This is a genomic window from Pararhizobium sp. LjRoot255 (assembly GCF_964252905.1).
In the GTDB taxonomy this organism is placed as follows: domain Bacteria; phylum Pseudomonadota; class Alphaproteobacteria; order Rhizobiales; family Rhizobiaceae; genus Pararhizobium.
Genome location: NZ_CAXUPQ020000003.1, coordinates 72121 through 98955 on the forward strand (window position 1 = coordinate 72121; position 26835 = coordinate 98955).

Annotated in this window: 24 protein-coding genes; 15 read left to right on the forward strand and 9 right to left on the reverse strand. The window is 58.1% G+C overall.

The window, feature by feature from the left end; genetic code table 11:
• Positions 1–17: 17 nt before the first annotated feature.
• The gene (locus ACSQ2W_RS26060) at positions 18–2174 is read right to left on the reverse strand and encodes a hydantoinase/oxoprolinase family protein (RefSeq protein WP_436089068.1); all 2157 of its coding nucleotides are present in this window, start codon (positions 2172–2174) and stop codon (positions 18–20) included.
• A 222-nt stretch (positions 2175–2396) separates the two neighbouring features.
• Here ACSQ2W_RS26060 and ACSQ2W_RS26065 point away from each other — a divergent pair, with 222 nt between their 5' ends.
• Complete coding sequence (locus ACSQ2W_RS26065; RefSeq protein ID WP_436089137.1) at positions 2397–3845, forward strand: NAD-dependent succinate-semialdehyde dehydrogenase; 1449 nt, start codon at positions 2397–2399, stop codon at positions 3843–3845.
• A 23-nt stretch (positions 3846–3868) separates the two neighbouring features.
• Positions 3869–4888: an aldo/keto reductase gene (locus ACSQ2W_RS26070; RefSeq protein ID WP_436089069.1), complete on the forward strand. Its 1020-nt coding sequence runs from the start codon at positions 3869–3871 to the stop codon at positions 4886–4888.
• A gap of 55 nt (positions 4889–4943) precedes the next feature.
• Here the strand turns inward: ACSQ2W_RS26070 and ACSQ2W_RS26075 are convergent, their stop codons facing one another.
• On the reverse strand, positions 4944–5663 hold the full coding sequence (locus ACSQ2W_RS26075) for an ABC transporter ATP-binding protein (protein WP_436089070.1): 720 nt from the start codon (positions 5661–5663) through the stop codon (positions 4944–4946).
• A 300-nt stretch (positions 5664–5963) separates the two neighbouring features.
• Here ACSQ2W_RS26075 and ACSQ2W_RS26080 point away from each other — a divergent pair, with 300 nt between their 5' ends.
• Together ACSQ2W_RS26080 and ACSQ2W_RS26085 are read left to right on the forward strand one after the other, a co-directional pair.
• Positions 5964–7331, forward strand: coding sequence for an MmgE/PrpD family protein (locus ACSQ2W_RS26080; RefSeq protein WP_436089071.1), 1368 nt, complete (start codon positions 5964–5966; stop codon positions 7329–7331).
• A 57-nt stretch (positions 7332–7388) separates the two neighbouring features.
• Positions 7389–8261 (forward strand): 3-keto-5-aminohexanoate cleavage protein, encoded by an 873-nt coding sequence (locus ACSQ2W_RS26085; RefSeq protein ID WP_436089072.1) that lies wholly within the window; start codon positions 7389–7391, stop codon positions 8259–8261.
• A gap of 5 nt (positions 8262–8266) precedes the next feature.
• On the opposite strand, the gene ACSQ2W_RS26090 is transcribed toward ACSQ2W_RS26085, so the two are convergent.
• From ACSQ2W_RS26090 to ACSQ2W_RS26110, 5 genes are all read right to left on the reverse strand, one after another.
• Complete coding sequence (locus tag ACSQ2W_RS26090) at positions 8267–9031, reverse strand: ABC transporter ATP-binding protein (RefSeq protein ID WP_436089073.1); 765 nt, start codon at positions 9029–9031, stop codon at positions 8267–8269.
• Positions 9031–9882: an ABC transporter ATP-binding protein gene (locus ACSQ2W_RS26095; RefSeq protein ID WP_436089074.1), complete on the reverse strand. Its 852-nt coding sequence runs from the start codon at positions 9880–9882 to the stop codon at positions 9031–9033. Before ACSQ2W_RS26095 ends, ACSQ2W_RS26090 begins: the two co-directional genes overlap by 1 nt.
• Positions 9875–10789 (reverse strand): ABC transporter permease, encoded by a 915-nt coding sequence (locus ACSQ2W_RS26100; RefSeq protein ID WP_436089075.1) that lies wholly within the window; start codon positions 10787–10789, stop codon positions 9875–9877. Before ACSQ2W_RS26100 ends, ACSQ2W_RS26095 begins: the two co-directional genes overlap by 8 nt.
• Before the next feature lie 5 nt (positions 10790–10794).
• Positions 10795–11808 (reverse strand): ABC transporter permease, encoded by a 1014-nt coding sequence (locus tag ACSQ2W_RS26105; RefSeq protein WP_436089138.1) that lies wholly within the window; start codon positions 11806–11808, stop codon positions 10795–10797.
• A gap of 73 nt (positions 11809–11881) precedes the next feature.
• Entirely contained in the window at positions 11882–13477 is a 1596-nt protein-coding gene (locus ACSQ2W_RS26110; protein ID WP_436089076.1) for an ABC transporter substrate-binding protein, read from the reverse strand.
• A gap of 125 nt (positions 13478–13602) precedes the next feature.
• On the opposite strand from ACSQ2W_RS26110, the gene ACSQ2W_RS26115 reads away from it, so the two are divergent.
• The 5 genes from ACSQ2W_RS26115 to ACSQ2W_RS26135 all read left to right on the forward strand — a co-directional run bounded on the left by ACSQ2W_RS26115 (position 13603) and on the right by ACSQ2W_RS26135 (position 19733).
• Positions 13603–14313: a GntR family transcriptional regulator gene (locus ACSQ2W_RS26115; protein WP_436089139.1), complete on the forward strand. Its 711-nt coding sequence runs from the start codon at positions 13603–13605 to the stop codon at positions 14311–14313.
• Between the two features lies 1 nt (position 14314).
• Entirely contained in the window at positions 14315–15235 is a 921-nt protein-coding gene (locus ACSQ2W_RS26120) for a dihydrodipicolinate synthase family protein (protein ID WP_436089077.1), read from the forward strand.
• A 10-nt stretch (positions 15236–15245) separates the two neighbouring features.
• Positions 15246–16385 (forward strand): mandelate racemase/muconate lactonizing enzyme family protein, encoded by a 1140-nt coding sequence (locus ACSQ2W_RS26125; RefSeq protein ID WP_436089078.1) that lies wholly within the window; start codon positions 15246–15248, stop codon positions 16383–16385.
• 265 nt (positions 16386–16650) lie between these two features.
• A complete protein-coding gene (locus ACSQ2W_RS26130; protein ID WP_436089079.1) occupies positions 16651–17580 on the forward strand; it encodes a substrate-binding domain-containing protein in 930 nt (309 codons plus the stop codon).
• An 11-nt stretch (positions 17581–17591) separates the two neighbouring features.
• On the forward strand, positions 17592–19733 hold the full coding sequence (locus tag ACSQ2W_RS26135; RefSeq protein WP_436089080.1) for a methyl-accepting chemotaxis protein: 2142 nt from the start codon (positions 17592–17594) through the stop codon (positions 19731–19733).
• A 121-nt stretch (positions 19734–19854) separates the two neighbouring features.
• Here the strand turns inward: ACSQ2W_RS26135 and ACSQ2W_RS26140 are convergent, their stop codons facing one another.
• Positions 19855–20331: a hypothetical protein gene (locus tag ACSQ2W_RS26140; RefSeq protein WP_436089081.1), complete on the reverse strand. Its 477-nt coding sequence runs from the start codon at positions 20329–20331 to the stop codon at positions 19855–19857.
• Between ACSQ2W_RS26140 and ACSQ2W_RS26145 the strand changes: the two genes are divergently transcribed.
• Positions 20324–20515 (forward strand): hypothetical protein, encoded by a 192-nt coding sequence (locus ACSQ2W_RS26145; protein WP_436089082.1) that lies wholly within the window; start codon positions 20324–20326, stop codon positions 20513–20515. The two genes, ACSQ2W_RS26140 and ACSQ2W_RS26145, sit on opposite strands and share 8 nt — an antisense overlap.
• A 200-nt stretch (positions 20516–20715) precedes the next feature.
• Here ACSQ2W_RS26145 and ACSQ2W_RS26150 read toward each other — a convergent pair whose 3' ends face one another.
• Positions 20716–21645: a LysR family transcriptional regulator gene (locus ACSQ2W_RS26150; RefSeq protein WP_436089083.1), complete on the reverse strand. Its 930-nt coding sequence runs from the start codon at positions 21643–21645 to the stop codon at positions 20716–20718.
• A gap of 98 nt (positions 21646–21743) precedes the next feature.
• On the opposite strand from ACSQ2W_RS26150, the gene ACSQ2W_RS26155 reads away from it, so the two are divergent.
• The 5 genes from ACSQ2W_RS26155 to ACSQ2W_RS26175 are packed head-to-tail and all read left to right on the forward strand — an operon-like array spanning position 21744 to position 26682.
• Complete coding sequence (locus tag ACSQ2W_RS26155) at positions 21744–22919, forward strand: acyl-CoA dehydrogenase (protein WP_436089084.1); 1176 nt, start codon at positions 21744–21746, stop codon at positions 22917–22919.
• A 24-nt stretch (positions 22920–22943) separates the two neighbouring features.
• On the forward strand, positions 22944–24101 hold the full coding sequence (locus ACSQ2W_RS26160; RefSeq protein ID WP_436089085.1) for a CaiB/BaiF CoA transferase family protein: 1158 nt from the start codon (positions 22944–22946) through the stop codon (positions 24099–24101).
• A gap of 12 nt (positions 24102–24113) precedes the next feature.
• On the forward strand, positions 24114–24863 hold the full coding sequence (locus ACSQ2W_RS26165) for an electron transfer flavoprotein subunit beta/FixA family protein (protein ID WP_436089086.1): 750 nt from the start codon (positions 24114–24116) through the stop codon (positions 24861–24863).
• A gap of 26 nt (positions 24864–24889) precedes the next feature.
• Positions 24890–25837, forward strand: a complete 948-nt coding sequence (locus ACSQ2W_RS26170; RefSeq protein ID WP_436089087.1) for an electron transfer flavoprotein subunit alpha/FixB family protein — start codon at positions 24890–24892, stop codon at positions 25835–25837.
• Positions 25834–26682, forward strand: coding sequence for a 3-hydroxybutyryl-CoA dehydrogenase (locus ACSQ2W_RS26175; RefSeq protein WP_436089088.1), 849 nt, complete (start codon positions 25834–25836; stop codon positions 26680–26682). The genes ACSQ2W_RS26170 and ACSQ2W_RS26175 overlap by 4 nt, the downstream gene beginning before the upstream one ends.
• Positions 26683–26835 lie beyond the last annotated feature (153 nt).

The window sequence follows — 26835 nt, forward strand, 5'->3', positions numbered from 1 at the left end:
TCAATCGCAAGGCGGGCTCAGCCGTGGACATGAACGAGAAGGTTGCCGATGTCGTCGACCCTGGCCGATGCGTCGGGGTCGAGAACGAATGTGCTGTCGGGCTGTTCGATGATGGCCGGGCCCCGAACTTCGGCGCCTTCCGGCAGTTTGTCGCGCTCGTAGGTCAGCGACTTGCGCCACCGACCATCGAAATACACCTCGCGCGATCCTGTCACAGCATCGTCTAGCAGGCCCGGCTTGGGCTTGAAAATGCCGAGGTCGACGCGTTCGCGGACGCCGACGACGGTCGTGCGGACATTGACGAGGCTCGGATGCATTTCCGGAAGGGAAAGATTGTAGCGGGCGAGATATTGCGTGAGAAAGTCTATCTCCAATACCTCCGGGTCGAAATGGCTTCCCCGCATCGGTACCCGCAAGGTATGCGACTGACCCCGGAAGAGAAGGTCGAATTCATGCGACACCTTCACTTCGACGACGTCGACCTTTTCCTGGGTCAGCAGGTCGCGGCCGGTGCGCTCCTGTCCGGCGAGCAATTGCTGCACGGTATTGCGATCGATTCCGTCCAGCGGCTTGTTGACCGTCTGCACGAAATCATGCCGGACGTCGGCCAGCACACAGCCCAAGGCCGAATTGAGTCCGGGATAGCGCGGCACCAGAACGCGGGGAATGTTCAGGTCGCGTGCGATCGACACGGCATGCAGGGGGCCAGCGCCGCCGAACGGCATTAGCGCGAAATCTCGCGGATCGTGCCCTTTTTCGATCAGCACCAGTCTTATAGCCCCGGCCAATTCGGCATTGGCGACGTGGAGGATCGCCGCCGCCGTTTCATACGCGTCAAGACCGAGTTGCCGTCCGATCCGCTCCTCGAAGGCGGCGGCGATTTTGTCCAACGGCGCGGCGAACGCCGAGCCGGTGATCACGTTCGGATTGAGCCGCCCGAGCAGAAAGTTGGCGTCGGTTATCGTCGGTTCGGTGCCGCCTCGCCCGAAGCCGATCGGTCCGGGAAACGACGCCGCGCTTTCCGGCCCGACGCGAATCATGCCGGCCTTATCCAGATGCGCAATACTGCCGCCGCCAGCGCCAACGGTGTGGATGTCGATCATGGGAACGCGGATGGGAACCGCGTAGGCGAGATCCTTTTCCGAGGACACGATCGGCTCGCCATTCGATACGATCGCGACATCGAAGCTGGTGCCGCCCATGTCACCGGTGACGAGATTGTCGATTCCGGCGCGCTTGGCGATCGCGGCCGCCGCCAGCACGCCGGCCGCTGGACCTGACATCACGGTGTGAACGGCATGACGGCTGACCAGAGATGACGCCATCATGCCGCCGTTGGCCTGCATGACGAGGAGCTCGTTCTTGAAGCCGCTCTGCTTCAGGCGAGTGGCAACGTCAGAAATATACCGGCTGACCACCGGGCCGATGGAGGCATGGATCGCCGCGGTGCTACAGCGTTCGAACTCGCGCATTTCGCGGATCACTTCATGGCTCGCGACGACGTGATCGTTGGGCCAGATTTCGCGCACGATGCTGGCGGCGCGGGCCTCATGCGCCTCGTTGACGTACGAATGCAGGAACATAATTACCAGAGCTTCAGCGCCCATATCCAGCAGGCGACGGGCGGCGGAGCGCACATCCTCCTCGTCGAGAGGGGTGATGACCTGACCGCGCGCATCGACCCGTTCGGTGACTTCGAGCCTGAAATCACGAAGGATCAGCGGGTCAAACCTTCCGGATAAACCGTAGGCGTTCGGGCGCGTCCGACGTCCTATTTCCAGGACATCCTTAAAACCGCGCGTAGTGATTAGACCGCAGCGCGCACCCTTGCGTTCGAGAACCGCGTTCGTACCGGCCGTCGTGCCGTGAATCAGCCAGTCGATGGCCGCCGGCCGCGCGCCGAGCGTTTCCAGTCCCTCAAGGAATCCGCGCGAGCGGTCATCGACCGTCGTGGGAACCTTTGCCGTACGAAAAGCGAGAGTTTCCGTATCCATCATGAAAAGATCCGTGAAGGTTCCGCCCACGTCCACGCCGACGCTAATGCTCATAATCCACCTTATCGCTTTTAGAAGTCCCGATAAATGGGACAAGGTTCTAATTAATGACAATAGATACCGAGCGCCCAGATTTGTCAAGAACGTTGCGGTCGCCCGCGCGACAAAGCGGCATTCCAAGACGCGAGGGACGGCGTTCTTGTGATGCCAGGGAGTGGAGGAATCGAGGGGTTTAGTTTCGAGACAATCATTGACTGAGCCATTGCAATGGCGTACGTACCGAAAAACGAGCTATCATCTCGAAATACGGAATTCGCCCTCAACGCACGTCTGCGTCCCCTAGGGGCGCGCGTCTTACTGTCACGGTGGTTCATGTCAGATCAGGTTAAAACACGTACGGGGCTGACACTGTCCAGACCCGACCTTTTCCGGGAAGCGGCCTATATCGCGGGGGAATGGATTGTCTGCGACGGCGGTGGCGTCGAGGTGCGCGATCCTTACGACGACGCATTGCTCGGGCATGTTCCCAATCTCGGACCTGTGCAAGCGCGCGCGGCCATCGATAAGGCGAAGGAAGTCCAACGCGAATGGAGCGGCCGCACCGTCAAGGAGCGCGCCCGCATTCTCAGGGCATGGTACGACTTGGTTGTCGTGAACGCCGACGACCTTGCGCAAATCCTGACGGCCGAACAAGGCAAACCGCTGGCGGAGGCGAAGGGGGAAATCCTGGGGAATGCCGGATATCTGGAATGGTATTCGGAAGAAGCTAAGCGCATTGACGGCGACGTGCTGCAAGGCACATCGCCAGAACAACGTATCCTAGTGTTGAAACAGCCTGTCGGCGTCTGCGCGGCAATTACGCCGTGGAATTTCCCGAACGGAATGATCACGCGGAAGGTCGGCCCGGCGCTAGCCGCCGGCTGTACCATCATCCTTAAGCCGGCGGCGCAAACGCCCTTTTCCGCTCTTGCGCTGGCGGCGCTTGCCGAGGAAGCCGGCGTTCCCAAAGGCGCTTTCTCGGTCATCACGGGCGATGCCCGGCCGATCGGCGAGGAATTTTGCGACAATCCCACGGTTGCGAAGATCACGTTTACGGGTTCGACAGCCGTCGGGCGCTGGCTCATGGCCCGGGCGGGCGGGAGCATCAAGCGGCTGTCGTTAGAGTTGGGCGGAAATTCTCCGTTCATCGTTTTTGACGATGCCGATCTCGACCGCGCGGTCGACGGCGTGATGGTTTCCAAGTTCCGCAACAGCGGCCAGACCTGTGTCTGCGCCAACCGCATCTTTGTACAGGAAACGGTCGCGGATGCTTTCCTGGAAAAACTCGACCGTGCGGTCGGCGAACTCAAGCTTGGTCGTGGCACCGGCAGCGGCGTCACGCAAGGCCCGCTGATCGATGAACGCGCGGTGGCCAAGGTGGAACAGCATGTTTCGGACGCGCTCGGAAAAGGGGCGCGCATCGTGCGTGGCGGCAAGCGTTCGGCGCTTGGTGGCACGTTCTACGAACCGACCATTCTAGCTGATGTCGATTCCCGTATGCTGGTCACGCGGGAAGAAACCTTCGGGCCGCTAGCGCCGGTGATTCAGTTTAAGACCGAAGACGATGTCATCGCCATGGCCAACGACACCGAATACGGGCTGGCGTCCTACTTCTACTCGCGGGACATCGGGCGCGTCTGGCGAGTGGCCGAAGCCTTGCAATGCGGTATCGTCGGTGTCAATACGGGACTGGTTTCGAACGAACGCGCCCCCTTCGGAGGGGTCAAACAGTCCGGGCTCGGGCGAGAGGGCTCCAAATACGGCATCCATGAATTCCTGGACATCAAATACGTCTGCCTGGGCGACATATGACGTGGCAAAACGGGAGATGAGGAATGGAGTACAGAAACCTCGGCCGCAGCGGACTGAAGGTCTCGGCGCTGAGCATGGGAACGTTGTCGTTCGGAGGTGCGCATGACGTCAAGGATGCTCGACGCCTGGTCGACGTTTGCATCGATGGCGGGATCAATCTTATCGATACGGCCAATATGTATACCAATGGTCGCTCGGAAGCGATTCTGGGTGAGGTTCTCGAAGGTCGGCGCGACAAGGTTCTGGTCACGTCCAAAGCGCGATTGCCCATCGGCGACGGCCCCAATGACGAGGGCGCATCGCGGTATCATATCATCCGGGAGTGCGAACGCAGCCTGAAACGGCTGCGCACCGATTATATCGATCTTTTTCTTCTGCACGAATGGGACGGGCTTACCCCCGTGGAGGAAACGCTTGAGGCGCTCGGCGCGCTCGTTCAACAGGGTAAGATCCGATATGTTGGCTGCTCGAATTATGCGGGATGGCAGCTCATGAAGTCGCTTCATGCAGCGGAAATGCATCGGCTTCCGCGCTTCGTCGCTCAGCAGATCCATTATACGCTGGAAGCGCGCGAAGCAGAATACGAGCTATTGCCGATCGCCATCGACCAGGGCGTTGGTATCATGGTCTGGAGTCCGCTAACATCCGGCCTTCTCTCCGGAGTGTTCAGCAGATTAAAGCCGCCGAATTGGCATGGCCCAGATGCAAGCTGGAGCGGTCCGCCGATCCGCGATGAGGAGCGTCTCTGGGCCATTGTCGATCTCATCAAAGAAATAGCGGAGGAGCACGGTGCTCCGATGGCACATATCGCGCTTTCCTGGGTATTAGGAAGGCCGGGTGTTGCCTCCGCGGTCGTGGGGGGACTTACAGAATACCATTTTCGCGAGAATATTGCTGCCATCGATGTCAAGCTGAGCGCTGACGATATGACGCGGCTGAATAACATAAGTCGCCTACCCGATCTCTATCCTTATTGGCATCACCGAAGGTTCGCCGAGGATCGCCTCGGTCCGGCCGATTGGGCCCTGCACGCGAAAGACTAACGAGAAAGCCAGTCGCAAAGCGAATGAAAACGCGCGTCGTTCGATCAATTGGCCTTTATACCGACTCTGCAGCAAAGCCGAAATATGCGGCATCGAGCGCTTTGCCGTCCGCGAGGTCGTCTGGGGTTCCTTCAAGCACAACATTGCCGTTACGCATGACGTAGACGCGAGATGCGAGCTCCATAATCCTTGCGGTTGATTGCTCAACAATAAGAAGTGTGAGGCCGGTTCGATTGAGCGCCCTCAAACTGTCATAGACCTGATCTATGACCAACGGCGCCAAACCCAAGGATGGCTCATCGATCATAAGGAGGGAAGGGCGCTGAAGGATCGATCGGGCAATTGCTAGTTGTTGTTGTTCGCCACCGGAAAGATGCCCTGCAATACCGTAAAAGCGGTCTCGCAAAATTGGAAATGTGTTGAGAACCGCCTCGAGATCGGCACTCACCTCGGCCGAGTTCTTTCGTATCATTGAACCGACCTTTAGATTCTCCTGAACCGTCAGGGTCTTGAAAATATGGCGTCCTTCCGGGATGAGCGCGAGCCCCTCACGGCACAGTTGTTCGGGCACTTTCCCGTCGATGCGCCGGTCCCGAAATCGAATCTCACCGGCGTTTGGCGACATCAGACCTGCGATCGTCTTGAGCAAGGTCGACTTTCCGGCGCCGTTAGGGCCTACCACGAAGACGATTTCTCCTTGTTTGACCTTAAAGCTGACACCCTTTAGCGCCGTCAAACGGCCGTAGCCAGCAACCAACTGTTTTACTTCGAGCATTTTGTCTCCCGATAACGTATCAGACATCGCGGCCAATATACGCCAGCTCCGCAACGAGACGATAGTCAGGCTTAAATAAGTCCCGAAAATCGAGATGGCGTGCTTATTAATGGCATAATGCCTTCCCGCCTAGGTCTTGTCAAATGGGTTCATATCCCAGGACTCTCCAACACTTCCAAAATCGCCGAACGAATGAATTTGACATCCGTCAAAATAACACGATAATCGCATTAAGCTGTATATTGTCCCGAAAAATGATACATAGAGAGGCGTGGGGCTATTCCACGATGGGAGAGAAAAATGGGAGCAACTACCACAAGGGAAATCGCGGAATTCGTCCGCGAGACGTCGCTGTCGAGCATTCCGACCGAGGTTGTTGATTACGCCAAGCTACTCGGGCTTAGCCACGTGGGGATGAACGTTGCCGGCACAAAGATGAAAGTCGGTAGGACCGTTATCAACTATGTGCAAAGTAAGGGAGGGCACGCGGAAGCGGGGGTGTTTGGCGCCGGATACCTGGCGCCTGTGGAATATGCGACGATCGCTAATGCCAATTCCGCGCATGCAACCGAACTTGAGGACGACAGTTTTCCGGAGACAATGTACTCTTGTGGTCATTGGCCCGCCGTCTTCGCTCTTTGCGAAAAGTACCAACTCTCAGGTGGCCGGCTCCTCGAGGCTCTCATTCTGGGTTATGAAGTCGCAGCACGGCTGGGACTGGCGTTTGACCGAGGAATGAAGAAGGGGTGGGCAAGCTGGGCCTGCCTGGGAACCATTGGCAACGCAGTTGCAGCTGCCAAGCTGATGAATCTCGATACCGATCAGACGACTGCTGCAATTAGTTTGGCCGTTTCACAGGCAGCAGGCCTCCTCAAGCAAACCGGAAGCGGAGCGCACATTATCGAAGCTGGGTTCGCCGGCCGCAATGGTATCTGCGCCGCAGAGCTCGCATCGCTCGGATATGTTGGGCAACCAGATATTCTGGAGGGAACTCACGGTTATGGTGAGCTGTGGGCAGATACGCCGACCTTTGATCTTCAACTGGGCGACGGCTACCGGATCTATCATGTCGGGATCAAGAAGTACCCGTGCTGCTTTTTCAAACACCGCAACATGGATGGTCTCTTGGAACTGATTCAAAGCAATCGGCTTCGTTGGGAAGACGTCGACACCGTCGATCACGGCATCAATGTGACTCACTCGCAGATTCTGAAGTATAACCAGCCGGAGAGTGCTGAACAGGCGCGTTTCAGCCTGCCGCATGCGACGGTCGCATGCTTCTTCGATGGCACTGTTTTTCTTGACAGCTTCTCTGATGAAAAAGCAATCAATCCCGAGTGGCAAGAGGCAAGAAGCAAGGTCAGCGTCACCGTCCATAAGGATTGGCCAAAGGGTGGAGTGGAAGCGTTTGACAGCCCCATCACCGTCAGGATGAAGGATGGTCGCGTCTTCGAGAAGTTGTGCCATGACTCGCCCGGTGAGCCGGCCAACAGTCGTTTTGGTCCTACAGAAGTTATCGCGAAATATCAGAAATGCATGGATTTTGCGGCGCTTCATTCAAGGGAAGAGACCAAGGAAATCGAGCAGCAGATGCTGGACCTGGATCACGTAGGTGATCTGGCACGGCTGGTTTCGATGCTGACCTTTCCCCAAAGGCTTCGAACCTAAACCGTCCCGGTCGATTGAGCATCGGTCATTTTCTGAAAGCTAGAGGGAGCGCATTTGATGTCGCTGACAATACTTACCTGCGCGGTGACAGGCGGAGATGACTCCGTACAGCGGCACCCGCAGTTGCCCGTCACGCCGCGACAGATCGCGGAGGCGTCAATTGATGCGGCGAAGGCGGGTGCCGCGATCGTACATATTCATGTGCGTGATCCTAATACAGGAAAGGCAAGCATGGACCTTGATCTGTATAGGGAGGTGGTCGATCGCATTCGCAGCGCAAGCGTTGACGTAGTTATCAATCTCACAACCGGCCCAGGTGGTCGGTTCGTGCCGAGCCTCACAAGCACGAACGGCTTTGACAATGGTTCCAACGTCAGGCCGCCGGAAGAGCGCGTTCGGCACATTGTGGAGCTAAAGCCAGAAATATGCAGTTTGGATATGGGCTCGCTGAACTTTGGCAAAGGCGCGCTTATCAATACTCAGGCGCAGATCGAAGTTATCGCAGCCAGTATCACAGAGGCTGGCGTAAAGCCAGAACTGGAGATATTTGAACCAGGCCATCTGGCCTTAGCTCAAAAAATGATCTCCCAAGGCACTATCCCCCGAGACAGTTTTCTTCAGTTTGCTCTCGGCATTCCTTGGGGTGCGCCGGCGACAGCACAGATGCTGTCCTATTTCATGGGGGCTATGCCACACGGCATGCAGTGGTCAGCGTTTGGGGTGGGTCGAGCGGAGTTTAAGATTGTCGCTCACGCCTTTCTTATGGGTGGGCATGTGCGGGTCGGTCTGGAAGACAACTTCTTTTTGGAAAAGGGCGTTGAAGCGTCAACGAATGCGCAATTGGTTGACAAAGCCAGCAAAATCATCGGCCTGCTAGGTGGAGAGCTCGCAACGCCTCAAAACGCGCGGAAGATTCTCGGGCTGGTTTAGTGTCGTCATATGGGTGGTTGCGGAATGTAACCACGGCTGCCATCCATCAACGTACGCGTGTAGGGATGTGTTGCGGTGCCGCGGACAAGGTGCTGCTTTTCAGCGACTTCGACAAATACGCCGTACTGCATAACGGCAACCCGGTCGCAGAGATGGGCGACCACGGCCAGATCGTGGCTGACGAGGATATAGGTCAGACCTTCCCGCTCGCGCAGATCCTTCAACAAGTTGAGAATTTCGGCCTGAATTGACACGTCAAGGGCAGATGTCGGTTCATCTAGCAGCAATATTCTCGGCTCGAGGATCAGGGCTCGGGCAATGGCCACTCGTTGGCGCTGCCCACCAGAAAGCTGGTGGGGATAACGGTAACGGAAATTCTGCGGCAGGCCAACATCGTCCAGCGCCTTCTGCACGCGGTCCTGGCGCTGATCCAGTCCATGGATTTCAAGCGGTTCGAGCAGAATGCGCCCGATCGTGTGGCGTGGATGGATCGAGCCGAATGGATCTTGAAAGACCATTTGCTGCTTGGCAAGCTGCGCACGGGAACGCGTCTGACCGACGGCGTCGCCGTCTATCTCGATGCGGCCCGTCCACTGCTTGTTTCGACCTGCGAGAGCACCCAGGATCGTCGATTTGCCGCAGCCGCTTTCTCCCACCAGACCGAACGCTTCGCCCTTCACCACTGAAAACGATACATCGTCGACAACGCGAATTTCGCTGGCGTCCTTCCCGTAGGACACGGCGAGATTTTCGACTTTAATCATGGGCATCAGGTGCGCTCCAGCCAGGCAGGGTCGCGTCGAAGGACCTCGAGGCGATCACGCGGTTGATCGAGGCTTGGGAGTGCATTCAGCAAGCCACGGGTGTAGGGGTGCGTCGCATTGTGCAGATCGGCAGCAGCGATGGTCTCAACGATGCGACCGGCATACATGATGATCACCCTGTCGCAGAAGCTGCGGACCAGATTGAGGTCGTGCGAGATGAAGATAAGGCCGATGTTGCGCTCTACGACAAGCTCGTCGAGGATGGAAAGGACCTGTTGGCGCACTGTCACGTCGAGCGCCGAGGTCGGTTCGTCGGCGATGATCAGGGACGGTGAGGCAATCAGCATCATCGAGATCATGATGCGCTGGCCCATGCCGCCCGAAACCTCGTGCGGATATAGATCGAACACGCGTCGTGGATCGCGAATCCGTACCCGCTCGAGCATGGCCAGCGTGCGCGCGCTGGCTTCCTTCCGCGATACACCCTCGTGCAACAACACGGTTTCGGCGATCTGCTCGCCGATGCTCATGACCGGGTTCAGTGAATATTTGGGGTCCTGCAAAATCATAGCGATGCGTCGTCCGCGGATCGACAACATGTCGCGCTCGTTGGCCTTCAGAAGATCGACGTTCTCGAAATCCATGCGATCCGCCTTCACCCTCGCCTTGGGAGGTTGAAGACGCATGATCGCGCGGCCGATCGTGCTCTTTCCCGAGCCGGATTCGCCGATGATGCCGACCTTTTCGCGACCAACGGTGAAGGAGACGTCGCGCACGGCGGTGACGGCGCCCGACAGTGTCGGAAATTCGACCGACATGTTCTCGACCGTCAGAATTGTGTCTGCTGATTTACGCATTTCGAGGATCCAGAATGTCGCGCAGGCCGTCGCCGAGCAGGTTGAAGGCAAGGCTGACGGTCAAAATTGCTATTCCGGGGATCGTTGTGAGCCACCAGGCCTCCAGAAGGTATTGGCGGCCGGATGCGGCCATGGCGCCCCATTCCGGCATCGGTGGTTGCGCGCCCAATCCGAGGAAGCCGAGGCCGGCGGCCGTCAGAATGATGCTCGACATGTTGAGCGTCAGACGGACGACGACGGACGGAGCACAAAGCGGCACGATGTGGTGTAGCAGGATGCGGATCATGCCGGCGCCCTGAAGCTCCGCCGCGACGACGAAATCGGCGTGGCGGAACGTCAGCGTTTCCGCGCGCGCCAGACGGGCAATGGGGGGCCAGACGGTGAGCGCAATGGCAATCACGGCATTCTCGATGCCGGGGCCAAGACTGGCGGAGAAGGCCAGCGCCAGCACCAGGCTCGGGAACGACAGGAAGATATCGGTGATACGCATCAGTACGACATCGACCCAGCCGCCGAGATAGCCAGCGCTCGCTCCGATGACAAAACCAATCGGCGCAACGATGATCGTGACAAGGATGCTGATGTAGAGCGTGGTGCGGGCGCCGTAGACCAGACGCGCATAGACATCGCGACCGAATTCGTCGGTGCCGAACCAGTTTTGCCAGGACAACGGTTGCAGCGCCTTGGAAAGGTCCTGACCATAGGGATCGTAGGCGGTAATGAACGGAGCAAGAACTGCCACGATGATCAGCATCAAGACCACGAGAAAACCGGTGAAGGCCAGCGGGTTGGCAAGCAAGCTGAGCCAGGCGACGTACATCTTGTGCAACCGCGCCTGGCGCGTCGAGGTGAAGTCCTCGCTGATCAGCCAGGTGTGTAACGTGTTCAGGGTTCCGTACTTTGTCATGCTGATCACCGCGTCCTCGGATCGATGAAGCGATACACAATATCCGAAAGGAGATTGATCGCGATGGAGATGATGCCGATCAGCAGGACGCTTCCTAGCACGGCGTTCATGTCTGCGAAAAACAGTGCCGAGGTGAGATACTGGCCGAGGCCGGGCCACGCAAAGACGGTCTCGATCAGCACGGTGCCATCCAGCAGGCCGCAATAGGCGAGCGCCACGACGGTCAACAGCTGTACGCGGATATTGCGAAAGGCATGTCGCCATACCACGGAGCGCTGGCTCAAACCCTTGGCGCGAGCGGTCAAAATATACTCCTGACGCAGCTGTTCCAGCATGAAGCTGCGGCTCATGCGGCTGAGGTAGGCCATGGCGGCATAGCCCAGGATCAGGGCAGGCGCGAGAACGTGATGCAGGGCGCTGAGGAAGACTTCCCACTCGCCGGCGAGAATGGAGTCCAGCAGCAGCGACCCGGTCGGACCCTCAACGAGCCCTTCATTGTAGATGTCGATGCGCCCGCCGCCCGGAATGAGGCCGAATTTGGCGTAGAAGACAAGGATGACGATCGTGCCCAGCCAGAAAATTGGTGTCGAGTAGCCGAGCAGTCCGACCACGCGGCCGAGATGATCGACCCATGTGCCCTTGCGGACCGCCGAAACGACGCCGAGCGGGACCCCGAAGCCGGCACCGATCAGCGTCGCTAGAGTGGCCAGTTCGATGGTCGCTGGAAATACGCGGGCGAGATCGCTGGATACAGCGTTCTTGGTAATGTGGGATTGGCCAAAATCGAGCCGGGCCACATCGGCAAGATAGTGCCCGAACTGAACAAGGAACGGGCGGTCGAGGCCCATTTCCTTGTAGACGCGTTCGTAGGTCACCTGATCCGCCTGGTCACCGATTGCGGCGATGACCGGATCGGCCGGTACGAGCCGCCCGATTGCAAAGGTGATGATAAGGAGCCCCAACAGGGTTGTCAGGATCACTGCGAACGACGTCGCAATCTTGCGGGCACCGGATAGCAGCTTTTTGCCGCTGCCCGGGCTGTTCACGGTGGTCGCTTGGGAGGAAGTCAAGTCAGGTGTCCTTGCTGAAGGATCAATCGCCCTTGGTCACGGTGTCCCACCGGGTCAACCAGGTTGAATGCCCGATATAGCCGTTCACGTCATTGCGAACGGCCTTGGCATCCGTTCTTTGGAACGAGGTGACCAGTGGCGGGGACGATGTCAGATAGGCTTTGTTGATCTTGGCATACAGAGCGTTACGCTTCGTCCGGTCGGTCTCGTGCGCCGCAGCCAGCACCATGTCCTGCAGGTCCTTTGGCACGTCCCATGCCGTGCGCCATGCCAGGAGGCCGGTCAGCTTGGCTTCGTCGGTATTGTTGGCGTTGGTTGCATAGGATGCCAGAACGGCATGAGGATCGGGCAGGCGCTCGCCGGAGCGCGCTGAGAAAATCTCGAATGCCCGCTCGCGGAACTTGCCGATATGGTCGCCGGCCTGAAGGTCGAGCTTTATGCCGGCCTTGGCCGCATTGGCCTGCAGCGACTGTGCAACTTCGAATTCCGGCGTGACCGGCGTTGCATAGTAGACCTTGGAGAAGCCGTCGGGATATCCCGCCTCCGCGAGCAACTGCTTGGCTTTTTCCACGTCAAGTTTGTAGGGGTTTTCGCCGAGGGCGCCCGGCAAAGCGGCGGGAATAATGCTCTGTTGCTTGATGCCGTAGTACTTCATGACCGTATTGGCCAAACCGTCGTAGTCGATAAGGTAACGGAAGGCCTCGCGTACCTTCGGGTTGGACAGGATTTCGTCTTTCTGGTTCAGCGCGAGATAATAAAAGCCGAAGCCGGGGGTTTTCTGTATCTGCACGCCGCCGCTGGCTTCGAGCGCCGCCAGGTCGGTGGAGGAAAGGCGCGTCGCGACATCCACGTCGCCCGCTTCTATCTGCAGTCGTTGCGCGGACGATTCCGGCAGGTGGCGGAGGATGACGCGGCGCATGGCCGGCGCTCCTTGCGAGTAGTCAGCAAATGCCTCAGCGATCAAAAGCTCGTTGGCGCGCCATGTTTTCAGCGAATAAGGGCCGGAACCGGCATCCGCGGTCTGCAGGAATTCCCGGCCCAGGTCGCCGTCCTTATCCTTGTCCGCAAGAAAGGCGCTGTCGAGGATCGAGGTCGAGAAGCTGGCGAGGGACAGCAGGATCAGATCGGCGTTCCAGACCTCAGGCGTCTCGATTTCAACCGTCTGTGCATCCGTGGCGCGGATCAGGCTGTCGACATTGTCCGCCGAGAAGCCCCATTGGCGAAGGTCTGTGGAGGGGGCAAGCCCGAGCTTGACCAGGCGGCGCAGGGACCATTCGACGTCCTTGGCTGTCAGCGCATTGCCGGAATGGAAAGTGACGCCAGCGCGGATCTTGAAGGTGAACGTCTTGCCATCCGGCGAAATCGTCCAGCTTTCAGCAAGGCCGGGTTGGGGCTCGTTGATCTTATCGGCCGGCAGTACGATCAGGCGTTCATAGAGATTGGCGACGACCTCGGCGGCTTCGAGCTGGTTGAGTTCATGCGGGTCGAGGCCGCGCATTGAGGACATGTTGGTCGCGATGACCAGCTGGTCTTCGGGCGTGGCGGCAGTCGCCGCAAGCGGGATGACGGCAGCAATAGTAACAGCGCTAACCAGCGTCAGGAAGTGGCGTCTAAGCATGTCAATTTCCTCCCGTGGAGGCTCCTCAACCTCTAAGTTTCACCAATTTTCATATCGACATCGATCTGAAATCTGGTATATCAGATCTCACAAGTCGATTTGCGCGTCAACAGGATTTTGCAGAAATGGCAGATGAACCAAATCTCTCAGGCGGGACCGGACGGATCGAGAAGCTCGATCCGCAGTTTCAGCTGACGGTTCGTGACCATGTCCACCGTATCCTTCGTGGCGCCATCCTCGCTGGCCGCTTCGAGCCGGATGAAAAGGTAAATGAGCGCCAGCTGGCGGAGCAATTCGGCGTCAGCACTACGCCGGTCAAGGAGGCCTTGCGACTTCTGGAGGCGGAGGGCCTCGTTCAGGCGTTGCCACGACGAGGCGTGCTCATCCGGTTCAATATGAACTGGGCCGAGGAAATGATTCTTGCCCGTGCGGCACTCGAGTCGATGATCGGTCGTCTGGCTGCGCGTCGTATTTCGGACGAGAGCAAGGCTGTGTTGCAAGCGACGGTGAACCTCATGGAGGCGGCAACCGAGAGCGGCAATGCCGATAAGCTGATCACTCTCAACGAGACTTTTCACGACCAGATCCATCGTGCGTCGCGCTGCCACTACCTGGCTCGCCTCATAGAGCGACAGCAGTTCTATGATGCCAGCATTCGCCGGGTCATTCATTCGGACCCGACCGAGCGTGAAAAGGCGCTGCAAGAGCATACCGCCATCGCCGCTGCGATCATCGACGGTGATGCTGAGGGGGCGGAAAAGCAGATGCGCGACCACGTCGTCCGATCTGGCGAGACCTACCTGTCTATAGTTTTCGGAAGCAAAAAGGATATCTAAGGTGAGTGACAAGCTCGAGACCGTTAGAAAGGCACTAACTGGCATTTCGGGCGTTCCCGTCACGCCCTATCGCGCGGACGGAAGCATCGATGTCGATAAGTTGGATACGCTCATCAAGGGCATGGCGGCGGCGCGGGTTCATAATCTCATGGCCGCCGGCAATACCGGCGAATTCTTCACCTTGACCATGGATGAAATTCGCTTGGTTCATCGCGTCACGATCGAGGCTGCAGCTGGCAAGTCGCTGGTAAGCGCAGCCGTCGGTCGCTCGCTTGCCGATGCCAAGGCGCTTGCGCGGGATGCGATTGCCCACGGAGCCGATGCCGTGATGGGTCATCACCCGATGGACCCTTTTGCTGGCCCGGCCTATCAAACCCGCTATTTCCTCGAGCTCGCTGATTTCTGTACAGTTCCCCTCATTGCCTATGTCCGCAGTGACAGCTTTTCCGTCGCAGATTTCCGTCAGCTCGCTTTGCATCCGAATGTCGCCGGCATCAAGTTCGCTTCGTCCAACCTGATGTTGCTTTCCGAGGTCGTCCGCTCCACCCATGACGCCCCTGCGATCTGGGTCTGCGGTCTGGCGGAGGGTTGGGCGCCCGCATTTTACGCGCTTGGCGCACGCGGCTTCACCTCCGGTCTTGTCAACGTTTTCCCGGAACGTTCGCACGCGATCCACCGGGCTCTCGAAGCCGGTGATTATGCCGCTGCACGGTCGTTGATCGACGGGATTGCGGAGTTCGAAACGCTGCGCACGAAATACAATAATGGTGCGAACGTGACAGTCGTCAAGGAAGCTCTTGGCATGCTCGGTACGGATGTCGGCCCTGTTCGCCTTCCCGGTGTTGTGGCTCTCAACGAAAGCGAGCGTACGACCCTGCGTACAGTCGTTGCTCGCCTGACCGCCGAGATGCGTGCTGCTTGAGGAGTCTGACGTGCATATCACCGGCATAAAGACCTACATGCAGCGAGTCGATGATCGGCCACGCCTGCTCCTGAAAATCGAGACGAACGAAGGTATTTCCGGTTGGGGCGAATGCTACAATCACGGTCCGGACCGGGCGCTCTCGCCGCTTCTTGACTATTTTTTCCACCAGATAGAAGGCGAAGACCCGCGCCGCGTAGAATTTTTGGTGCTGAAGCTCAACCAGCAATGCCGCTTCCCACCGGGTGCTCTGGGGTTGGCCGCTATCTCCGCCATTGACCACGCGCTTTGGGACATCGCCGGCAAGGCCGCGGGATTACCGGTCTACATGTTGCTGGGCGGCCATGTCCGCGACCGCGTGCGGGTCTATTGCGGCGTCTATACTGCCCCCGATCCGCAGCATGCGCTCGACCAGACGTTGAAACTCAATGAGGACTATGGTTATACCGCATTCAAGCTCAGTCCCTATCGCCGAGACCTGCATGCGAGCCGGTGGGGCGAAGTTGTGAAGGAAACGGGCGACTATTTTGGCAAGATCCGTGAGATTACACCGTCACACTACGAATTTGCTTTCGACGCCCATGCCAAGATTTTCGAGCCTTACCAAGCGGTTCAGTTGGCTGCGGCGCTTGCCCCGAATGATCCGCTTTTCTACGAGGAGCCCATTCGGCCAGAGCATATTCCTGCCTGGGCGGAGTTGAAATCCAAGGTAACCGTTCCGCTGGCCACCGGAGAATCACTCTATTCTCGCTTTGAATTCCTGTCGCTTCTCACCGCGCGCGGAGCCGATATCATTCAGCCGGACATCTGTGTGGTTGGTGGCGTGACTGAGATGCGGCGGATCGCGGCTATTGCGGAGGCCCATTATGTGACGGTCGCTCCGCACAATCCCATGGGGCCGCTGGCCACGGCCGTGAATATCCACTTTTGTGCCGCCCAGCCGAACTTCAAGATTCTCGAGTTCAAGCCACATGTGCACGCGCCATGGGCGCTGGATCCCTATATGCCGGTCGACGGGCATATGGAACTGCGTCCGGATCGGCCAGGCTGGGGCCTCGAGATCGACGAAAAGGTTCTGGCCACAGACGATTACATTCACTGGGAGCGCAAGGTCACGCGCAAGCCGGACGGAGCAACCGCTTATCCTTGATAGCGCTTTTCCGTTGAACTTGGTGAGAGGGTAGCCACGTTACTGGCTACGCTCTCGCTGTGCCCATCAGGTTCCCCGGTGCAAGCAGGAAAAACTCGGACGTTTGTGTCCCATCGATGCACCCTGGATCATGCCGTTTTCCGTGGTGCGTGCATCGCTCCGGGCGACCCGTGATGACATATCGATCCAAGCCGCTGCTAAACGATATCTTAAGTACTTATCAAGTATATCCTTAAGCACTATCCAAACACCGTCGGGAGGGATCATGAAGCAGCTTCTATTCACATTTGTTGCGATGTTAACGTTGACATGCCAGTTGGAAGCGCGAACTCTGGGGTTTTCCGCCGGCCACCTCGACACGTTCAACACCGGCTTGATGAACGGTCTTATAGGTCATGCGAAGGGTATAGCGGGCATTGAGATTCTCACCGAGGACGCTGGCGGCGATACTCAGCTTCAGATTAAACAAGTCGAGAAGTTGGCAGCTGCTAAAGTGGATGCCCTTATCGTAATGCTCGATGATGGCGACCTCGGTGCGCAAATGACCAAGATCGCTGCTACTGCCGGCATCCCACTGGTGTTTGTGAACAACATTCCAGCCAACATTGAAGACTTGCCGGACAACCAAGTCGTTGTCGCTTCTGATGAAAGAGAATCTGGCACGCTGCAGACACAAGAGGTGTGTGCTCTATTAAAAGGAAAGGGACGCGTCGCTGTTCTGGTCGGTGAGCCAGCACATGCGGCTGCACGTGCGCGTACCGAGGACATCGATAGTGTCATCTCGACCGAACCTTGCACTGGAATTCATGTCGTCGAGCGGCAGTCCGCGTATTGGTCACTTTCCGATGCTGACCATCAGATTCAGGAGTGGTTGTCGGCGGGAGCACAATTCGACGCGGTGATAGCGAACAATGACGATATGGCGCTGGGGGCGGTCCAGGCGCTGAAGAGAAATGGCGTCAAGATGACCGACGTGATCGTCGCGGGCATCGACGCTATTCCCGATGCTCTAAAAGCAGTCGAGTCTGGAGACATGGATGTCACGGTTTTTCAAAACGCCGCCGCTCAGGGCGCTGGGTCCGTGGACGCCGCACTAAGTTTGATCGAGGGACAGAAAGTTTCGCGCATGAACTTCATCCCCTTCGAATTAGTGACGCGACAGAACGTCGCTCGATACGCGGCACAGAATAATTGACAAGGAGCCATATGATGTTTGTTTGGAGAAAGTTGGGCATTCGTGCTCAGATCACGGCCGGCTTCGTGCCTCTCATCGTCTTGATGAGCCTTCTTGCGCTCAACGCCAATTCCGGCATGGCCGGTCTTTCGTCGCTGTTTTTTTCGTACCGCGGAACGGTCGGAGAGAGCCTCACGATTTCACAATATAATGAGCGTCTGCATGAGATCGAGCTATCGGCTGAAACTTTCCGAGCAAGTCCTACCCCGGCGCTTGTGGAGCGTTTCCATGCAGGTGTGAAATCATTCGAGAAGGAAGATGTTCATATCGCTGAAAGCTCGATACTTTCGCAGGGCATGGAGGGAATCCGACGAGACATCGCCGCTTACAGCGAGGCATTCGATCGGATGGTTTCGCTACATTCAAGACGCGAGATACTTTTATCCAAAGTTACCGAGTTCGGCCCATGGACCAGCATCGCGTTGGCGGATGTGTTGCGAAGCGCTTGGAGACAGGAAGACCTAATCCTTTCGCACATGACATCGGACACGCTAGCGTCCCTGAATCGGAGCCTCTATTTTTCGGAACGCTTCGTTCACACAGGCGATGCCAACGCTTATGACAAAGCTCAAGCTGAGCTGAAGGACGCGTTGGCGCTGAACGGAAGCGCGGTCAAACATGCAAAAAACGAGCTGCAGCAGAAGCGTCTTAATGGCGCAACCCAGCTGATGCAGAATTACACGTCGAGATTGGCGGAAGTAAAACAAGTCGCCGACGCGATGGACGAAACCCATGAAGTTCAGAAGACGCTGGCTGCAAAAGTATTTGACGGCTTTTCGACGCTTTCCTCAACTGTCACCACCGCCCAAGGAAATTTGGATGGTTCGGTGGACGCAACCATCGGCTCCGCTCGTACTACGACGCTCGCCATCGCAGGGCTGCTGATAATTGTCGGGCTGGTTTTGTCGTATGTTGTGGGACGGCTCATCTCGGCAGCAGTTCGGAAAATGGCGCAGTCTATGGAGCGGCTCGCCCACGGAGACAGCTCCATCATCATCGAAGGCAGCGAGTACCGTCATGAACTCGGCGCCATGGCACGATCATTGAAGGTGTTCCAAGAAACCGGGTACGCAAAGCTTGCCGCTGAAAACTTCGCGGAGCGCACACGTCTCGCTGCCGAAAAAGAGCGGCTGGACCAGGAGGCCGAAAAGCAACTCGAGGCGAAGGCGATGGAGCAAGCGTTTCAAGAAATATCGTTGGGTCTCGATGCGCTATCGAGGGGCGACCTCACGGTGCGGATTGCGCCGGTGGACTCACGTTATGCCAGGATACGAGACCATTTCAATAATTCGGTCTCCAAACTGGAGGAAGCATTCGATTCCGTCATCCGTGCCGTGAGTACCATCCACTCCGGTCTGGACGAAATCTCCGCGGCATCCCATGATCTGGCTCGGCGCACTGAGCAGCAGGCAGCGTCTCTGGAAGAAACGGTTGCCGCTTTGGGCGATGTCACCAAGGGCGTTAATGACACGGCTGAGGGTGCGAGTCGTGCCCAGAAAGCAGCGGTGACTGCGCGGTCCGATGCAGAAAAGAGCGGCGACATCGTCGCACGTGCCATCAATGCAATGACCGAGATCCAAGAATCGTCTTCAAAGATCGGCAACATCATCGGCGTAATTGACGAGATTGCCTTTCAGACGAATCTGCTTGCCCTGAATGCTGGAGTCGAGGCGGCGCGGGCAGGAGATGCCGGAAAGGGCTTCGCTGTCGTCGCGCAGGAAGTCCGTGAATTGGCTCAGCGCTCAGCCAGCGCGGCGAGGGAGATAAAGCATCTAATCTCGGCGTCTTCAGCACAGGTCGATACCGGAGTGCGTTTGGTAGGTGAATCTGGCGTCTCGCTGGCACTGATAGTCGAACAGGTTAGCGCAATGAGCGGTATCGTCACCGAGATCGCAATTGCTGCTAGGGACCAAGCCGCAAGCTTGAAAGAGGTTTCAGCGTCGGGAGACGCGATGGATAAGGTGACGCAGCAGAACGCCGCGATGGTCGAACAAACCACCGCAGCAGCGCAGAGCCTTTCCCAAGAAACCGAAAGGCTGGCGGGTTTGGTCGATCGCTTCAAGACTAGCGCTGGCAGCCGATTTGGCCAGAGCCGTTACGCGATGGCGTCATGATGTGAAAGACAGGAAAATTGGGCCGGTCGATCGTTTGACCGGGTCATACTGGTTCAGGGACGGTCGAGCTCCGCTTGGGCGACTGCTAAATGGCCGGTCGATCTGTGAGGTCGATTGGCCGCTATTTTATCCCCGAGCGCTTCACGCTGCGCACCGAAGAGCCATCGTCGTCAGGCTTAGGAGCAGGTCCGTCGAGGTGGGCTTGATCGCGCGCCTCATGTTTCGCGGCTGATGCAAAATTCAGGATCGCGTTGGCAAGCTGATGGAGTGACATCCCGGACGCGCGAATTTTGTCTTCTGCAGGAGTCAGCAGCTTTTCGACGACAGCACGAAACCCGTCTCTGCACTCTGCGATCGCCTTGCGACTTTCTGTGCCGACACCCTCTATGATGTCCTCGGCGTTGGGTGTGGAGTGGAGCATTGCATAAGGCCGCCGGGCGAAGTGTTCAAAGACAATGCCGAGCTGCCCGCGCAGGTCCCTGCAGCTTGCCAGTTCACTCTCTGCCTGCCTGAGCGCCCGGTCATAAAGAGACGGATCGTCGCCAACAGCACCGCTTCCTTGTTCGGAAGTGACGAAGGCGGCGGATGGTATGGCCAAACTTTATTCCGGCACGCAGCTCTCCGATCCCTCGGTCATCGCGCAAACTGTCGCCAACCCCGTGACCGTCGCCAAGCCTCGAACCCGCTACGCAGCCGGTTACATGGCGAAGCCCATTCTCTTTCTGCGCTGGCTGTTGCCAGACCGCCTCTTTGATCGGGTCATCGGGTCGATGGCAGCCTGAAGGACAGTTGCAGCGATCGTGAATCGATCGCCTGCGTGCGTATCTGCGGTTCGAGATTGGCGCCGTACCCGACGGCTTGCACCGCGGCAGCCGCCGCCTAAACATCGCCTCAAGAGTGGCGATCTGCGCGTATTGTCGGCCTCAGTGTATGCGACGGAACCTCATGGCACACCGTGGTGCCGGTGGGAGGGGATCCCAACTCAACAGTGAAAGTCGACAGCCAGTTCCGATTTGCAAAATTCCGCCGTTTCTCGCAGAAGCCAATCGCGAAAGGCGCTGACGGGCTTGGAACTCTCCTTTCCCTCCGGGGACACGAGATAGTAGTTGCTTCTGCTTCGCACCCAGTGGCGCGATGCAATAACGAGTTGCCCGTCATCTAACTCTGGCCGGATGAGGAAGAGTGGCATCAAAGCTACACCGAGACCGGCGACACAAGCTTGTGCAACCCCAAGGAACTGCTCGAAACTCATAGTTCCCGGTTGCTTGCCGTCTATGCCGAGGCTGGAGAACCAGTCGTCCCAAGCCTGAGGTCTCGATCGCATCTTCAGAAGTGGCAGCCGCAGGAGGTCGTGCTCTGACACGATTGCATTGTCTTTCAGGAACGAAGGACTGCAAACCGGTGCGACAACTTCCTCCATGAGAAACGTGCACTTGGCGTTCGGCCAATCGCTACCGCCGATATGAATCGCAGCGTCGATACCTTCACTTTTGAAATCGAAGACGCCAATACGTGTGGCAAAATTAAGTGTCACTTCCGGATGCTCAGAGACGAATTTGGGGATACGAGGCAGAAGCCATCGTGTTCCAAACGTCGGAAGAATGGCAAGGTTTAGCGTTGCAGAGGGCGAGCCGGACATGGCGTGCAAAGACGCACTCCGGATTAACCCAAGCGCCTCTTGAATGGTCTTGTGATAGACGACGCCCTGGGGCGTCAACGCCACACCACGTCCGTTACGCACGAAAAGCGTCGTGTTGAGTCGCTCCTCGAGCGTCAGGATTTGGCGGCTTATCGCCGCTTGGCTCAACGTCAGTTCAACAGCGGCGGCCGAAAAACTGCCGAGCCGGCAAACTGAATCAAACGCCGCTAGTGCGGTTGTCGATGGGAGCAGGCGTCGCTGTAGCGGATCCATGAGCTATAACTACAGCTCATATCTGGATGAGTAAACGTCGTTTCTCACGGGATGGATTTTTTGACATCTTGGCAGGAGTTCAAACGTGAGACACGGCCATGACGTTCGCCTGGAATGACCCTTTTCTTCTTGAGGAACAGCTGTCGCAAGACGAGCGGATGATTCGCGAAGCGGCAGCGGCATTTGCCGAAGCAGAGCTGATACCCCGTATTAATGACGCATATCTCGACGAGAGAACCGATACTGGCCTCTTCAAGCTGATGGGGCAGGCAGGTCTGCTCGGTGTCACGCTTCCCGAGGAGTACGGAGCGGCGGGCGCCAACTACGTCGCTTACGGTCTCGTCGCCCGGGAGGTCGAACGGGTCGACAGCGGCTATCGCTCGATGATGAGCGTCCAGTCCTCACTGGTCATCTATCCGATCTATGCCTACGGCTCGGACGAACAGAAGAAGAAGTACCTCCCGGGCCTCGTCTCCGGCGACTTGATCGGCTGTTTCGGGCTGACAGAGCCGGACGCCGGATCCGACCCCGGCGGCATGAAGACGCGCGCCGAGAAGACGGACAATGGATATCGCCTGCGCGGCTCGAAAATGTGGATCTCCAATGCGCCGATTGCTGACGTTTTCGTCGTCTGGGCAAAGTCGGTCGCTCACAACAACGAGATTCGTGGCTTCATTCTCGATAAGGGAATGCAGGGGCTTTCGGCGCCGAAGATCGGAGGCAAGCTTAGCCTGCGCGCATCGATCACCGGCGAGATCGCCATGGACGGCGTCGAAGTCGGCGAGGATGCGCTGCTGCCGAATGTTTCGGGACTGAAAGGGCCTTTCGGCTGCCTCAACCGGGCGCGATACGGTATTTCTTGGGGCGTCATGGGTGCAGCTGAGGACTGCTGGTTCCGCGCCCGCCAGTATGGCCTCGATCGTAAACAGTTTGGCAAGCCGCTGGCGGGCATGCAGCTCTACCAGAAGAAACTTGCCGACATGCAGACCGAAATCGCCCTTGGCCTTCAGGCGTCGCTGCGCGTCGGGCGGCTTCTAGACGATCACAAGTTCGCGCCGGAAATGGTTTCGATCGTCAAGCGCAACAACTGCGGCAAGGCCCTCGATATCGCTCGGCAAGCGCGCGACATGCATGGCGGCAATGGCATCCAGATCGAATACCATGTCATGCGTCACGCCCAGAACCTGGAAACGGTCAACACATATGAGGGGACGCATGATGTCCATGCTCTCATCCTCGGGCGTGCTCAGACCGGCATTCAAGCGTTCTCCTGATCAGCTTCGTCGAGGAGATTCACAATGTCTGATGCGCCTCTCGCCGGATTGAAGGTCGTTGAACTTGCCCGCATCCTGGCGGGCCCATGGATCGGACAAACGCTGGCCGATCTGGGAGCCGATGTGATCAAAATCGAAAGTCCGCATGGTGATGACACCCGTCAATGGGGTCCGCCTTATATAGAGGAAGGCGAGGGCAATCGTTCGGCCGCCTATTTTCATGCCTGCAATCGCGGCAAGAGATCGATGACCGCGGATTTCAACTCGAGCGACGATATGGACTTGGTCCGGGCCCTGATCGCATCAACCGATATCGTGATTGAGAACTTCAAGGTTGGTGGGTTGAAGAAGTTCGCTCTCGACTACGAGAGCGTTTCGAGAAGCAATCCCGGTCTGATCTATTGTTCAGTGACTGGTTTTGGCCAGACCGGCCCCTATGCAAAACGTCCGGGCTACGACTTCATGATCCAAGGCATGAGCGGAATCATGGATCTCACAGGTGAGCCCGATGGCCCCCCCGAAAAAGTGGGCGTGGCTTTCGCTGACATCTTCACCGGCCTTTACGGGGTGATTGCGATCCAGGCGGCACTGCAGGCCCGTCAAAATAGCGGTCGCGGCCAGCACATCGACATGGCACTATTCGATTGCATGGCCGCAGTTCTCGCCAATCAAGGAATGAACTTCCTGGCGTCCGGGATCACACCGAAGCGCATGGGGAACGCCCACCCAAATATCGCGCCATACCAGACCCTTCCGGTTGCTGATGGCTATATCATCATCGCTTGCGGCAATGACAGCCAGTTTTTCCGCCTGTGCCAGGTCCTTGCCCTACCTGAGCTGCCGCTTTCCGACGCCTTCGCGACGAACGCCAAACGTGTCGAAAACCGACTAACACTCGAGCAAGCCTTGATCGAGAAGGCAACGTCTTGGAACCGTGATGATCTTCTTCTTTCGCTGGAAACGGCCAACGTCCCGGCCGGCCCGATCAATACGGTCGGCGACCTATTTGGTGACGAACAGTTCCGTCACCGCAATATGCTGGTCGAACTTGATGGCGTGCCTGGTTTGCGTACTCCAATCGTGTTCTCGCAGTCGGGGCTCAACCTCGCCAGGCGATCACCGCGCTTGGGAGAGCACACCGCCGAGATTCTGGCCGAATTCGGTCGCGTTAGATCGAGCTGAAGGATGAGCGTTATGAAAGTTCTGGTCACCGTCAAACGGGTCGTCGACTACAACGTGAAGATCCGGGTCAAGCCGGATGGATCCGGTGTCGAGCTTGCCAATGTGAAGATGTCGATGAACCCGTTCGACGAGATTTCGGTCGAGGAGGCCCTGCGCCTGAAGGAGGCCGGCAAGGTCGAGGAAGTGGTCGTCGTTTCCGTCGGTCCGGCCAAGGCGGAAGAGACGCTCAGGACGGCGCTTGCCATGGGCGCCGACCGGGCGATCCTGGTCGAGACCGACGACCAAGTCGAGCCGCTCGCCGTCGCCAAGATCATCAAGGGTGTGGGGCAAGCCGAGCAACCCGGCCTGATCATCGTCGGCAAGCAGGCGATCGACGACGACAGCAACCAGACCGGCCAGATGCTCTCGGCCCTGCTCGGTTGGGCGCAGGGGACGTTTGCCTCCAAGGTTGAGATCGGCGACGGCAAGGCGCAGGTCACCCGCGAAGTCGACGGCGGCCTGCAGACCATCGAGATCAAGCTGCCGGCGGTGGTGACCACCGACCTGCGCCTCAACGAACCGCGTTACGCCTCGCTGCCGAACATCATGAAGGCGAAGAAGAAGCCGCTCGACAAGAAGAGCCCGGCCGATTTCGGCGTCGACACGGCAGCCCGCCTCAAGGTCCTGAAGACCGAGGAGCCCTCGGGCCGCAAGGCCGGCATCAAGGTCAAGTCGGTCGCCGAGCTGGTCGACAAGCTCGGACACGAAGCCGGCGTCCTCTAAGGTCCAGGAAAAGGGAGACTAAAATCATGGCCATTCTTCTTCTGGCAGATCACGACAACGTAACCCTGTCCGACCAGACCGCCAAGGCGCTGACGGCTGCCACCAAGATCGCCACGGAAACAGGAAGCGACGTACACGTTCTGGTGGCCGGCAAGGGCGCAAAGGCTGTGGCCGATGCGGCTGCAAAACTCTCCGGCGTGTCCAAGGTGCTGCTCGCCGAAAGCGACGACCTTGCCAACAACCTCGCCGAGCCGTTGGCTGCCCTGATCGTGTCGCTGGCAGGCAGCTATGACACCATCCTCTCGGCCGCCACGTCGGTCGGCAAGAACGTGCTGCCGCGCGTTGCCGCGTTGCTCGACATCGCCCAGATCTCGGAAATCACCGAAGTCGTCTCGGCCGACACCTTCAAGCGGCCGATCTATGCCGGCAACGCCATCCAGACGGTGCAGACAACCGAGGCCAGACAAGTCATCACCGTTCGTACCACATCCTTCGCCCCTGCGGGCGAGGATGGCCCGGTCGCCACCGTTCATAACGCCGCGGTGGCGACCGGCACTCCCCTGTCGACCTTCGTTGCCGACGCTCTGTCTTCGTCCGATCGTCCGGAACTGACCTCGGCCAGGATCATCATTTCCGGCGGCCGGGCGCTCGGCTCTTCGGATAAGTTCCAGCAGGTCATCCTGCCCGTTGCCGATAAGCTCGGTGCTGCCGTCGGCGCAAGCCGCGCCGCCGTCGATGCCGGTTATGCCCCGAACGACTGGCAGGTCGGCCAGACGGGTAAGGTCGTGGCGCCGCAACTCTACATCGCCGTCGGCATCTCCGGCGCCATCCAGCACCTCGCCGGCATGAAGGACAGTAAGGTCATCGTCGCCATCAACAAGGACGAGGAAGCGCCGATCTTCCAGGTCGCCGACTACGGCCTCGTCGGCGACCTTTTCGAAGCCATCCCGGAACTTCAGAAGGCACTGACATGACCGATCAAGGTCCAATCCTCATCCGTTCGGTGGGCGTCATCGGAGCTGGCCAGATGGGGCTCGGCATTGCCGAAGTCTCCGTGCAGGCTGGCATCGCCGTGCAGCTCTACGACGTATCTGGCGACCGTATCCGCGAGGGCATCGGTAAGGTCCGCGAAGCGATAAGCCGGAACAAATGCACAGAACTTCCGATCAGCGGAAAGCTCGCAGGTTCCGACTCCATCGACGATCTCGGCGCCTGTGATCTCGTCATCGAGGCCGCAACAGAAAATGAGGCAATCAAGCGCGATGTCTTTCAACGACTTTGTCCCATTCTCAAGCCTGAAGCCCTGATCGCCACCAATACCTCGTCCCTCTCGATCACCCGTCTTGCGAAGGCGACGGACCGGCCGGACCGATTCCTTGGTATTCATTTCATGAACCCGGTTCCGGTTATGAAGCTCATCGAACTGGTCCGCGGAATTGCCACTTCGCAGCAAACTTACGAGGTCGCTCAAGGGTATGCTGCGCAGCTTGGCAAAGAGGTGACCACCTCGGAAGATTCGCCAGCCTTCATCGTCAATCGCGTGGTCCTGCCGATGATCAACGAGGCGATATTTGCTCTCCACGAAGGGGTGGGCACAGTGGAAGCTATCGACAGAGGCGTGAAGCTTGGAGCCAACCACCCGATGGGGCCATTGAGGCTGGCTGATTTCATCGGTCTCGATACGTGCCTTGCGATCATGCGAGTGCTCCACGAGGGATTTGCGGACCAGAAATACCGGCCCTGTCCGCTCCTTGTGAAATATGTCGAGGCGGGTTGGCTCGGACGAAAAACAGGCCGTGGCTTTTACGACTATCAATGAGAGTGATGAATCGTGCGGAGCCGGGAGTTATACTGAGGTTGCACTGTCGTCCGATGCTGGACTGCTCCGCTCGTCCTTTCTATGGAAGCCGCATGCTGTCCATTTCGGATTTGAAGCAAAAATGACGGTCGCGTTCTTGCCCGTCCAGCAGGG

What these genes read in the sequence shown, in the direction of transcription:
- ACSQ2W_RS26070 (WP_436089069.1), top strand. Translation starts at nt 3,869, where the DNA reads ATGGAGTACAGAAACCTCGGCCGCAGCGGACTGAAGGTCTCGGCGCTG.
- ACSQ2W_RS26075 (WP_436089070.1), bottom strand. Translation starts at nt 5,663, where the DNA reads ATGCTCGAAGTAAAACAGTTGGTTGCTGGCTACGGCCGTTTGACGGCG.
- ACSQ2W_RS26080 (WP_436089071.1), top strand. Translation starts at nt 5,964, where the DNA reads ATGGGAGCAACTACCACAAGGGAAATCGCGGAATTCGTCCGCGAGACG.
- ACSQ2W_RS26085 (WP_436089072.1), top strand. Translation starts at nt 7,389, where the DNA reads ATGTCGCTGACAATACTTACCTGCGCGGTGACAGGCGGAGATGACTCC.
- ACSQ2W_RS26090 (WP_436089073.1), bottom strand. Translation starts at nt 9,031, where the DNA reads ATGCCCATGATTAAAGTCGAAAATCTCGCCGTGTCCTACGGGAAGGAC.
- ACSQ2W_RS26095 (WP_436089074.1), bottom strand. Translation starts at nt 9,882, where the DNA reads ATGCGTAAATCAGCAGACACAATTCTGACGGTCGAGAACATGTCGGTC.
- ACSQ2W_RS26100 (WP_436089075.1), bottom strand. Translation starts at nt 10,789, where the DNA reads ATGACAAAGTACGGAACCCTGAACACGTTACACACCTGGCTGATCAGC.
- ACSQ2W_RS26110 (WP_436089076.1), bottom strand. Translation starts at nt 13,477, where the DNA reads ATGCTTAGACGCCACTTCCTGACGCTGGTTAGCGCTGTTACTATTGCT.
- ACSQ2W_RS26115 (WP_436089139.1), top strand. Translation starts at nt 13,603, where the DNA reads ATGGCAGATGAACCAAATCTCTCAGGCGGGACCGGACGGATCGAGAAG.
- ACSQ2W_RS26130 (WP_436089079.1), top strand. Translation starts at nt 16,651, where the DNA reads ATGAAGCAGCTTCTATTCACATTTGTTGCGATGTTAACGTTGACATGC.
- ACSQ2W_RS26135 (WP_436089080.1), top strand. Translation starts at nt 17,592, where the DNA reads ATGATGTTTGTTTGGAGAAAGTTGGGCATTCGTGCTCAGATCACGGCC.
- ACSQ2W_RS26145 (WP_436089082.1), top strand. Translation starts at nt 20,324, where the DNA reads ATGGCCAAACTTTATTCCGGCACGCAGCTCTCCGATCCCTCGGTCATC.
- ACSQ2W_RS26150 (WP_436089083.1), bottom strand. Translation starts at nt 21,645, where the DNA reads ATGGATCCGCTACAGCGACGCCTGCTCCCATCGACAACCGCACTAGCG.
- ACSQ2W_RS26155 (WP_436089084.1), top strand. Translation starts at nt 21,744, where the DNA reads ATGACGTTCGCCTGGAATGACCCTTTTCTTCTTGAGGAACAGCTGTCG.
- ACSQ2W_RS26160 (WP_436089085.1), top strand. Translation starts at nt 22,944, where the DNA reads ATGTCTGATGCGCCTCTCGCCGGATTGAAGGTCGTTGAACTTGCCCGC.
- ACSQ2W_RS26165 (WP_436089086.1), top strand. Translation starts at nt 24,114, where the DNA reads ATGAAAGTTCTGGTCACCGTCAAACGGGTCGTCGACTACAACGTGAAG.
- ACSQ2W_RS26170 (WP_436089087.1), top strand. Translation starts at nt 24,890, where the DNA reads ATGGCCATTCTTCTTCTGGCAGATCACGACAACGTAACCCTGTCCGAC.
- ACSQ2W_RS26175 (WP_436089088.1), top strand. Translation starts at nt 25,834, where the DNA reads ATGACCGATCAAGGTCCAATCCTCATCCGTTCGGTGGGCGTCATCGGA.